We start from the raw sequence: 11,110 nt of genomic DNA, 5'->3' as shown, positions 1-11,110 counted from the left end.
AAAAAAAAGAGGAAATATTTTTCATTTTGTTAATCAAGCTATAGAAAATTGGTATGAAAATAGTCCAAAAGTTGCAGGTGGCAATATCACTTATAGTGATGAGGTTGTAATTTTAATACACATAATAGTTCATCTTTTTAGAATTGGCTTGAGACAAGCTGTAGGTTCTGTAAAAGGTTATATGGTACAAATAGGCAAAAAAACTTAAGATTATCAGCTATACACAAGCGTCCAGAAGCTTTAAAAAGCTTAATTTGAAGATTGATGACCATAGAGCCAATAAGGATGATTTTGAAAATATTAAAATTGCCGTAGATAGCACTAGAGTTGGTATCTAAAATAATAACGGTGGCATAGTAGGCTTAATACTCGAAAAAGAAAATACAGTGGTTATGGTCAAGTAAGAAAACTACATGTTGTTTTAAACGTGAATGATAAGAAAGCAATAAGCATGAACTACACTAGTGGTGTTGCTGTAGACTATTTGCCGGTCTGTGATATGTGAGAAGAAGTCAGTGATAAATATAATATTTGTTCTATTCGAGCAGATGTGGCTTATGATATAAAAAGTGTGTATAAAGAATGCAGAAAATACAATGTTGTGCCTATTATTCCCCTAGAAAGGATACTTAAATTTGTTTAGCTGATTACTTCTCAGAAAGAAACGAGTACATTAGTAGAATTAGGTAATATGAGAATTATGAAGATGGTATTAATGAATGGAAGAAAAAAGTTAAGTATGGAGCACGTTCTTATATTGAAGTCTTTTTCTATAGGTTGAAGCAAATATTTGTGTTTAACTTGAAAAATAAATCAGAGGTAAATCGTGAAAAAGAGCTGTTAATTAAGTGCTACTTATTGAATAAATTTACTGATATAGGTGTGGCTAAATTTAAATTAGCTGCGTAAATTTACTTTGATTTACATGCACTATCAGTTCTATGCAATAAAGCCAATCGGCATTAAAACCTTATTTAAACTACCAAAATTTTCTATCAAACTCTTTGCTATTGGCTTTACATCGATTCTACTATATGCTGAATATAGAATGTGTTCTAAAATCTCATAATCAAGTAATGATTGTCCGTTATCTAAAATAATTCTCTCTTAGGCGCTTTCTATGACCTTTTTTGTAATCTTTCATTATTCATGAATTGCTTATCTCTTATAATAATAAATTAAATTTTAAGTAAAATATTTAATAAAACACATGAAGCATAATTGTAAATTTTTGAAGACAGCAAATGAAAGTAGTCCATCTCTTGTCATCTCCTACTCCCTCCTTCTTATCAATTCAAGTAGCCTCTATCCCAGTGCTTGACACTGGGATCAAGCCTTTCTTACCAACAAAAACCTAGCATAACTTTTAGGCTCAAAAAAAATTCCATTATTAAGTGCTGGCCTGAGGCTTTAGCTATAAGTGTTAAGAAATTTACCAAGCAAAAAAAAAGGCAAAAAAAATCCATGTGTAACGAGTCGAGTTTTGACCCTATGATAATGTAAATTGGCGCTGTAATAATGTGCCAACGCTTAAAATAAGCGCGTTTTGGCTAAATGTAGAAAAATAAAAAAAAAAGATATGCAGCCGCTATAATTTTTATTTAATTTGCCAATGAATAACTGAGTTTTTTTACTTAATTTTTGTTGTTGGACCCGCGCAAATCTAAAACAAGGATAAATACTCTCGTTATCATAATAAGGGGCTGGCGCAGTTTGTCAAGGAAGTTTTATGCGAGAGATCTATTGAAATGCTCATGCAAAATCATACTATTAATTAGTATACTATAAATTTATTATTATAAATATGTTAAGCAAATTAGTAACTTTGCTATTAATTTTTATATTTCCTTTTTACTCATATTCATATCAGTTTAGAACCAAAGCAAAGCAAGCAATTGTCTTAGATTTAGCTTCAGACTCGTTCATTTTTGAACACAATTCCAGGGAAAAAATGGTCCCATCTTCAATGAGCAAATTGATGACTTTATATGTAGCTTTTGATTATCTAAAAGCTGGAATAATAAATATGGAAGATAAATTTCAAGTAAGTAGAAAAGCGTGGGAAAGAAAAGGCTCTTCCATGTTTTTGAAAGAAGGTCAATTTGTTACGGTAAAAGAACTACTTGAAGGAGTTACAATTGCCTCAGGTAATGATGCATGCATAGCGCTAGCCGAGGGTATTGCAGGATCAGAGGAGAATTTTGTTGCTGAAATGAATGAAGTTGCACAAGATTTAAATCTTAATGATAGTCATTTTGTTAACTCAAGCGGGTGGCCAGATGAAAACCATTTTATGAGCGCAAAAGACTTGGTAACACTGGCAAAAAGAATTTTCACCGATTTTCCTGAATACTATGATTTATTCTCTGAACAATATTTGACATATAACGATATTGTACAAAAAAATAAAAATCTTTTACTTTTCCATGATATTGGAGTTGATGGTCTAAAGACAGGTCATACAAGTGATGGTGGTTATGGCATTATAGTATCTGCAAAACGGAACGATAGGAGAATTTTTGCTGTTGTGAATGGTTTGGACACCGAGAAAGAGAGAATAGAGGAAGCAAAAAGACTAATACAATATTCCTTAAATCATTTTAATACCAAGAAAATATTTGCTAAGGATAGCGTAGTTGAAGAAATAAATATTGTTTATGGAAAAGATAAAAAAGTTCCCGTTACAGTTGCAAACGATGTTACCATAACTTATAACCGCAGATTATATGATAAAATTAAAGTGCGTATTAAGTATAAAGATATGGTACCCGCACCAATTAAAAAAGGCCAAGAAGTGGGCAAAATTTTTGTAGAAATACCTGGTGCTGAGCAAAAAACTATACCTGTTTATGCAGCAAATGATGTGCAGGAATTGAGCTATATAAAAAAAATTTTTAGAAAGTTGTTTTAATCAGCAAATGTAAGTTAAGGAGACCTGAAATACTAATCTACTTTCAACCTCTCAGCATGTAAACTGCGTGGTAAAGATTCCAACTCTTTTGCAGCAGTGAGTTCTTTATTTTTTGCATGTATACCGAGCTTATTGAATTCTCGAGCAGCAGGAAACACTCTTGCCTCAAGCGAACCAGCAGTTTTATTGTAATGATCAACAGCACTTTTTAAGCTTCTGCGTAAATTATCAAAATTTTCGCCCATTGTGCAGATTCGCTCATATAAAATATGGCCTAGTTCACTTATTTTCTTTGCATTTTCAGCTATCATCTCTTGCTTCCACCCATAGGCTACTGCCCTAAGTAGCGCGATTAAAGTGATTGGTGTTGCAATAATTACTTTTTTTTCTATTCCAATTTCTATCAAAGCTGGTTCACATTCTAGTGCTGCACTGAAAACCCCTTCTCCTGTTAAAAAAAGCACCACAAACTCTGGCGTATTTTCAAATTGGTTCCAATATTCCTTTCTGCCTAGATTATTTATATGTTTTTTTATTGCCAGAGAATGATTCTTCAATTTTTCCTTTTGGATCTGTAAATCATTTTGCGACATAGCATCCATGTAAGAATCAAGTGGTACTTTAGCATCTATTATTATTTGCTTTCCTGATGGCATTTTTACTATTAAATCAGGACGTAACAAATTGTCCTCATTTTTATCAATTACTGAGGATTGAGTAAAAAAATCGCAATATTCAATCATTCCCGCCATCTCTATCACTCTTTTGAGCTGCATTTCACCCCACTTACCTCTAATGTGAGGTTTCCTCAAGGCGTTGGCAAGGCTAGAAGTTTGGTTCATTAATGCTCCAATTTGCTCCCTTAAACCTTCGTAGGCCCCTACCCTCTCTTTCTCTAGCTCACGTATTTCACTGTCGAATTTTTCTAATTTTTCTTTTATTGGAGTGATAACTTCGTTGATCGTTGCTTGCCTTTTTTTGAAGTCACTTTCTGTTTCTTTTAGCTTATTATCGATCACTTCTTTTGCTAAGTTCAGAAAATTATTATTGTTTACCTGAAGAGCATCAAGAGAAAGTGCTTTAAAAGTGTTCGTAAGCCTCTCCTCTGCTTTTGTTAGTAATTCTATTTCCTTTTTCTTTTCTTCACGCTCTTTTTGAAGAATTACTTCAAGTTCTGCGTTCCTCACTTTTAAATCAACTATTTCCTTATTTTTATCTACTAAAGCCTGTTTTGACTCTTGAAGTTCATGTGCTACTTTAAGTAAATTATTCTCAAGATTCTCACTAAATTTTCTGTTCTTTCTTACAACAATATAGAGAAATAGTAGTAAAAAAAGGAAATTTAATACAAAAGCTACAGAATTGAAAAGCATCAGAACACAGAAAAAACCGCACTCACAATACTATCTAATTTTTTTATATATAAAAAAGAAAAAAAGAGCACTTGAAGAGATGCGCTTACTGAAGAGCTTGGTTTGCTAATTAATAATCGTTTTCTTCTACACTTGGATTAGTAACATAATGTCTTTTTATTGAAAATCTTATGCAAGAGTTATTTTTATAATATCAAATAGTAAATATATTAACAACTCAATTTTACTCTCATTATTATAATACTTACATACCAGTTACTTCACTAAAAACTTAGCTTCAATCCGGCAAAAAGCACATATCCGAAGTTATTATCTTCCACTGCAAGCTCCTTAGTACTAAATCTTACAATATCAAAGTAATATGAAGTACCAACAGCTAATGGATATTCAAGACTGAAAGCCTGTGATGTTAATTCGTTTGTACCTTTGTCTGTAATATCCCTAACACTATTAAAATATGTTAAGCTCACTTTACGAGAATCAGAATGATAAGCAATACCTGCATTTACATAATGCATATTATTCGTTTCATGACTACCCTTCTCACCAGATTTACCACCATTCCCGTACGACAAAATGCAATCAAGTTCAAAAAGCTTTAGTTTCACACCAAAATTCCAGTGTAGTAATTGATTATGACACTGAAGATCGCTAGAATTTTTGTTTGTACAGTCAGTTAAATTTTCCCTTGCAAATTCGCCAGTCAAAGCAGTAGTAAAATTTATTTCATCTGATAGGTCATTTTTATAGGAAAGACCAGCGGCTATTAAATTATTATATTGTAAATTATTTTTACCTAGAACATAACTGAATCCAAGTTGAAAGTTATGAATTTCAGGAGAAATATAGTTTATCATTGGTTGTTTTAACTTCATCTCTAGTCCATTATAGTCGCTGTAAACATTGGGTTTTACCCAAAATACCTTGTCCTTATTATACCCAGAGTCATCATCTTTTTTTCCATTACCGCATAGATTTGCATAGTTTGTCCAATGACCATTTATTCCCCCAGCAGCTGTATAAATTTTTGAAGTGTTAATTAACATACTCTGACTAACTAAACTTCCTTTACCATATTCAAATGATCCAAACTCCTTATTCTTTATGACAAAATACCACTTCTCCATTTCTAACTTTTCTATGTCTAGTGCCTTTAAGTTTGCAATACCAGAAACTCCTGCCTTAACATCAAAACCCATTTTAGTATTTGGATAAACTTGCTGTAAACAAAGCAAGCGCATGTCTGAATAACTTGAGGTCTTGTCTTTGGCAGAGCTAAAAGAATCTCTATTGAAAGCGTAGCCAAATCTTAAATCTACTTTTCCATCTAGTTCTACATAAGACATCTCCTTATCCAGAATTACCCTAGCATTAGCACTTCCTCCCACTAGCAATGATAAAAACAGTGTGATTAGTAACCTTATAAGTAAGCTTAAACTCTCATTATAAGCTTAACAGAAATAAAAAACAATCCTTATATCGTGTAGAACTTAGATACTACAAACCAATTAATGACAAAAGCGTTTAAGCATTCTTCACACTATGCTTTTGAATTATATTTCCATAAATAATTGATATACTTGGTAGTTTTCGCTTTAATAACTGCTTGTTAATAGCAGAGCGTATACGATTCACTATTTTAGACGTGTTTTTTGTAACACATTTCATCAAAATAAAAAGCACCTTATTCTCATCAAGAAATCCACAAAAAATCACCAATATGGCAATTTTTATAAAATGCTCTATGAGCACGTTCAATGGATCGTTCGTCTCAATCAATTTACTATTGAAGCCTATTATCCCTATAACTGCATTAATTTGATATTCAAAGGCAAAATTTAGTACAACATATAACTCAAAATAGTGGACTCATTATCTGGTATGTTAAACAAATTGTGGTTTTTATATTTTTTACCTATCAGGTATTTATCCCTAAACATTACCAGCTTATGAAATAGGCTAATGTCACGTATTAATAGCTCATAATTAATATTGCTATTAGTAAATTACGTTGTGCGAAAAACTTTTACCTTTGTTTTTATATCTTCTCCTTTAGCGTCGATTAAAGAAAAGCCTATCACTTTTGGCAATATATCGTGCAAATCGCGCCCATCTTCAGTATACTCCAAATAGATTTTCATATCTTCAGCTGCTCTTTTACTTAAAATATTGATTAACGGCTTATTAAGTAAATTCTCTTCCTCACATTTTAATAAATTCCTTGCAGCTTGCTTGAGTCCCAAGATTAATACGTTCTTTTTCTCATTATCCTGACAAACAGATATCACAGGATCATCTTTCCTTCTTCAGTTATAAAATCTTCCATATCTTCTCACATATAACGTATTCATAATTATAATAAGATTGTATTAAAATACATTTACCCATTAATTTACTCGATAAAGTATAGACAAATCATCATATTGCTGCATGTTCTAAGTCATGATAAAGGAAGCAAAATTACAAATATAATTTTGCTTATTCTCTTTATACCTTCACTATAATAACTTATTTTGCTGTATTGGATTAGATGATTGAATATAACCTAAACTACTGTAACAAGATTCTTCGTGTGAGGGTAGTAGTTCCTCAAGCGATGTTGAAAGTTGTACTTTTTCATAATTGTCAGAAGGAAAATTGTCTAATTCTTTATTATTATTTGCCTTATCCATACATTTTATTTGTTGATCTATATAGTCTTGTACTTCTTCTGTAAAACTATGATTTAGATAACAATTTGTTAAGTAAGCTACACCTGCTATTGTTAGTGCTAATGCTGCAAAAACTAAAGGTGAATCTCCTATACACCTAAAAACCTTTACTTTATACATGCTCATATGAGCAGGTGAGTCAATGGTTATTGCTAAAAAAATAAAAAACCAAGTGAAAAAAAATATTAACACTCAAAATCCAACCAGTGAACAAGATCCTAACACTACTTCTTTTAATGATTCTTCGTTTTTCTTGTTATTATTAAGGACTCGATACATTTCATTAACGTTAGTATTGCTAATATAATCTTCTAGTTATTTTAAAATTTTAGTCTTTAACTCTTCAATATCGTTATCTATTGACGAATAGTATTTTTTATACCGCTGCTTCAATTGCACATCTAATACTGATTTACCACCATTTAGAAGATTTAAAATATCTTTTTTGCATAACTTAATCTCCTGAGAAATTTTAGAATCGTTTTGTTCTTTTATATCTTGATCTATTTTAGCCTGTAGTTTTTGACCAAAATCTTTAAATACAGTTCTGCAAGAAAGGTATTTTAATATAATAGGTAAAGCCAGCTCATTCCCTTACTGAGCAAAGATAAAAGATTCAAAAGCGAAAGAATTAGGTACTGCTTCTCTTGGTAGAATTAAGTTGAAATCTTGGATAGTAGACCGGCGGAACCTCCCCACTGCCATTAAGTTAAGGGAAAGAGAAATTAAGATTGGACAAAAAATTTGAAGTGATTGATAATTATGGTAAATACTAGGGTGAATTTTTAAGAAAACGGAGTCTGAAAAGTGCAAGTTATTTAAAAAAGTAATAATTGCAGGTTATTTTGCAAAGAATGTACTAATGCAATGATACTGAAAAGATATCTTGAATTTAAAACACATGTTTTCTAGCTCTTTTTTGGTAGTTGAGTGAACGAATATCAAATATCTTATGAAGATCAACTCTTCTCCCTTTTCTTACCACTAAAGTGTTCATCAAAAATAACTGTGATAGTTGATCCATAATGCAGTCTATGTCTGACTCTGTAAAAAAAATATCAAAAGCTAAGTTTTAATCGCATTAAATGAGACAGATTTATTGATGCTTTTTTTAGTTTACTATTCTATGCGCTCAATGTCTCTTCATCATCTTCTATCATAATACTTTCTAGATTACTGATGAAGATAATTGACCAAAAATCCTACTTGATAGTTTCAATGCTTTTTCCTGTGAAATTCTCTAAATTTAATCTTCCCTTCAACCTAGAAAAAATGTTTCTACTCCCCAGAGCAAGTAATATAATCTCTCAAACTCTTCGACTGTAAAACTTTGCTTATCTAACAGAGATGTTACTAACACTTCAACTTATCCAGAAGAAAGTATTATTTTGACTAACCTGAATTTCATCTCATCAGGTAATGCTAGCTTTCGTAGCTGTCTTGCTACTCTAATAGGTGCGGTAGACACTACCACCGTACTAGATGGGCTTTCCGTCTTAAACATAGCGTTTATTTCATTGAAAGACGAACTTGGACAGCGAATTATATAATTTATTTTCCTTCCTGTAAGCTCAGTAAGAAATCGAAGAGCAAGAATTAGTGAAGAAATTTTTATCTAGGGATATAAAGGATAGTAAAGAAAAAGTGAAAAAAACAGAAAAAATCAAAGTTGCGAAAAATATAGCAAAGGCATATGTTGCTAGTGATATTATTGTGCGAGCAAGTGGCCTAATTGATGATTAGTTGGGTGATTGTTAAAATTGAATTGTGTTAAAGACGGTTGGGAGTGTTAAATAATATATTAAGATACAAGTAAAAATAGTTATATACTTAATATAAATAAAAGTTGCAAATAATCTACGTATGCTGGATGTTTCTATTGAGGAGCTTGAAAATTGTACTTTCAAAATTTAACCTGGGTTAAAAATAGTGATAGCTTACTGACTCAAAAATAATATATTAAGATATAAATAAAAGTAGTTAATATATCTATTCTAAACCCTTGTTTAGCTGACTCAACTGAAGCATTTTCATAAAGTTTTGCTGCTAACCTGCTTGTTTGATAACTGTCTTTAATGTCATCACAGCTAACACTGAAAACACATATTGCTAATGCTATCAGAGAAGCTAGCTGGTAAAATCGCCACAGCCGTCAGTACTCCCGATTACTTTTCCTGATAATATGATAGTATTCGCAAGTATTATCATATATTACAAAAAAATCAGTTAGCATTTCTGTTTATTAAAATTGTACAACAAAGCTGCATTTTATATAATGCTTCTCAAATTATTTCTACTAAATATTTATGAATATGGTTAAACAGTAGACAGAAGAAGCCTTTTCTATTATTGATCTTTTGTGCAGTACAAGTTATCTCATAAATATTAAATGGGAGTTTTATGTATCACGGACTGAGAGCTTATTTGCTTGGAGTTACCTGGTTTATACTCAGTTTACTTAGTAGTGTAGTCAATGATACTATATCAAAGTGTCTCGGTTTACACCTTCAAAGTTTTGAAATAATCTTTTTCCGTTTTTTATTTAGCACTATTACTCTTATACCTTTTATATTTTACTATGGAATAGGAGTCTGTAAAACAAGTCGAATATCTATTCAAATAACTAGAGGTGCATTGTTGTTTTGTGGAATGTCCTTATGGACCTATGGGTTGACTATTTGCCCAATAGTAACTGCAACAATTATAGGTTTCTCAATACCATTGTTTGTTATGCTTCTTGCAATTCCTTTTCTGGAAGAAAATATAATTTGGCAAAGATGGGTAGTAGCTGTCATTGGTTTTATTGGTATTGCTATTACTACTAAAGCTTATAGCGAGGACTTTAATCCTAAAATTCTTATTTTTATCTTATCCGCATCAATCTTCGCTACACTAGATGTACTTAACAAGAAGATTGTAATGAAGGAGTCAATAATAACTATATTATTTTACTCAGCTCTAACAACAACAATTTTTTCCACTCCATCTTTGTTATTTTATTGGCATATGCCTTCCTTGCCAGAATTAATATTACTGCTGATTTTGGGAATAAGTTCAAACCTAATTCTGTTCTTCATGTTAAAAGCTTTTGCTCTTACTGATGCTACTGCACTTGCACCGTATAGATACATAGAGCTAATAATTTCTGCAATAGTAGCATACGTTATATTTAATGAATTACCTGATAAAAGTGCTTTATATGGTACCTTGATATTAATACCGTCAACCTTATTTATAGTTTACTCGGAAGGTAAGGCAATTAAGCAAAATAATGTAACAACAAAAGTTTATAATTGTTAATGGTATTTATTTTAGATGCTAAGCTATATTTTTAAGGTGATAATAAAATGCACATAACTATTATAGGAGTAGGGTATGTAGGCTTATTATCTGGTCCAATGTTATCGGAGCAGGGCCATAAAGTTGATTGCATTGACATAAATACTAAGAAGATTGAACTTTTGAAATCAGGGAAAATTCCTCTATATAGATATTAATTGGCAGATTATTTAGAGAATAATATAAAGTCACAAAGGGTAAGATTTTTTGATTCGTGTTCTCAAATAAATCCCAATACAGAAGTAGTATTTGTAACTGTATATACTCCATCAGACTACCTAGGAAATGCAAATTTAAAGAATGTATATAATGCAGTAAGTGAAGTTTCTGAGAGAGTTAATCAAGATTACTTAATAGTAATAAAGCCAACTGTTCCTCCTGGTACTGCAGAAAATATACATAATCATTTATCTAATAAGAGCTATAACTTTGATTTTGGAGTTAATCCAGAGTTTCTCAAGCAAGGATCTGCAATATCAGATTTTTTATACCCAGATAGGATAATAATAGTAGTAAAAACTAAGCTAGCTAGGGCAAAACAAGAAGTTGTATATAGATCATTTATAGATAAGAATATTACGTTAATAATCACTGATACAGTTACTGCTGAAATGATTAAATATGCTTCTAATGCTTTTTTAGCAACAAAGGTTGCTTTTATCAATGAGATGGCAGGTTTATGTGAGCTATTAGGAGCGGAAATTGACCTTTTAGCTAACAGTGTGATAATGGACCATAGAATGGGTAAGGAATTTCTCAAAGCTGGTCCATGATTT

The 11,110-nt window shown here is 31.4% G+C and carries 8 protein-coding genes and 4 pseudogenes; 6 read left to right on the top strand and 6 right to left on the bottom strand.

Annotated elements, in window-relative coordinates:
* Positions 1–909 (top strand): annotated as a pseudogene (locus wTpre_RS07440) (IS5 family transposase); the annotation flags it as partial.
* Between the two features lie 57 nt (positions 910–966).
* Here the strand turns inward: wTpre_RS07440 and wTpre_RS07435 are convergent.
* A pseudogene (locus wTpre_RS07435) lies at positions 967–1,144 on the bottom strand (RadC family protein); the annotation flags it as partial.
* Between the two features lie 660 nt (positions 1,145–1,804).
* Here wTpre_RS07435 and wTpre_RS00535 point away from each other — a divergent pair.
* Positions 1,805–2,911, top strand: a complete 1,107-nt coding sequence (locus wTpre_RS00535; protein ID WP_068651176.1) for a D-alanyl-D-alanine carboxypeptidase family protein — start codon at positions 1,805–1,807, stop codon at positions 2,909–2,911.
* 32 nt (positions 2,912–2,943) lie between these two features.
* Here wTpre_RS00535 and wTpre_RS00530 read toward each other — a convergent pair whose 3' ends face one another.
* The 5 genes and pseudogenes from wTpre_RS00530 to wTpre_RS00510 all read right to left on the bottom strand — a co-directional run.
* Positions 2,944–4,284 (bottom strand): DNA recombination protein RmuC, encoded by a 1,341-nt coding sequence (locus wTpre_RS00530; RefSeq protein ID WP_068651175.1) that lies wholly within the window; start codon positions 4,282–4,284, stop codon positions 2,944–2,946.
* Positions 4,285–4,547: 263 nt separating this feature from the next.
* Complete coding sequence (locus tag wTpre_RS00525) at positions 4,548–5,708, bottom strand: porin (RefSeq protein WP_068651173.1); 1,161 nt, start codon at positions 5,706–5,708, stop codon at positions 4,548–4,550.
* A gap of 582 nt (positions 5,709–6,290) precedes the next feature.
* Entirely contained in the window at positions 6,291–6,572 is a 282-nt protein-coding gene (locus wTpre_RS05990) for a hypothetical protein (protein ID WP_245609451.1), read from the bottom strand.
* 210 nt (positions 6,573–6,782) lie between these two features.
* Positions 6,783–7,115 carry a hypothetical protein gene (locus wTpre_RS05775; RefSeq protein WP_179945519.1) on the bottom strand — a complete coding sequence of 111 codons (333 nt, stop codon included), beginning with the start codon at positions 7,113–7,115 and terminating at the stop codon, positions 6,783–6,785.
* Between the two features lie 772 nt (positions 7,116–7,887).
* A pseudogene (locus wTpre_RS00510) lies at positions 7,888–8,589 on the bottom strand (transposase); the annotation flags it as partial.
* A gap of 5 nt (positions 8,590–8,594) precedes the next feature.
* Between wTpre_RS00510 and wTpre_RS05550 the strand changes: the two are divergent.
* The 4 genes and pseudogenes from wTpre_RS05550 (at position 8,595) to wTpre_RS05980 (ending at position 11,107) form a co-directional block, all read left to right on the top strand.
* Positions 8,595–8,738, top strand: coding sequence for a hypothetical protein (locus tag wTpre_RS05550; RefSeq protein ID WP_179945518.1), 144 nt, complete (start codon positions 8,595–8,597; stop codon positions 8,736–8,738).
* Positions 8,739–9,395: 657 nt separating this feature from the next.
* A complete protein-coding gene (locus wTpre_RS00505) occupies positions 9,396–10,295 on the top strand; it encodes a DMT family transporter (protein WP_068651169.1) in 900 nt (299 codons plus the stop codon).
* Between the two features lie 47 nt (positions 10,296–10,342).
* Positions 10,343–10,807: pseudogene (locus wTpre_RS05985) on the top strand (UDP-glucose 6-dehydrogenase); the annotation flags it as partial.
* A gap of 138 nt (positions 10,808–10,945) precedes the next feature.
* On the top strand, positions 10,946–11,107 hold the full coding sequence (locus tag wTpre_RS05980; protein WP_245609571.1) for a hypothetical protein: 162 nt from the start codon (positions 10,946–10,948) through the stop codon (positions 11,105–11,107).
* Positions 11,108–11,110 lie beyond the last annotated feature (3 nt).

It is taken from the genome of Wolbachia endosymbiont of Trichogramma pretiosum (genome assembly GCF_001439985.1).
In the GTDB taxonomy this organism is placed as follows: domain Bacteria; phylum Pseudomonadota; class Alphaproteobacteria; order Rickettsiales; family Anaplasmataceae; genus Wolbachia.
This window is presented reverse-complemented; position numbering and strand designations above follow the sequence as displayed.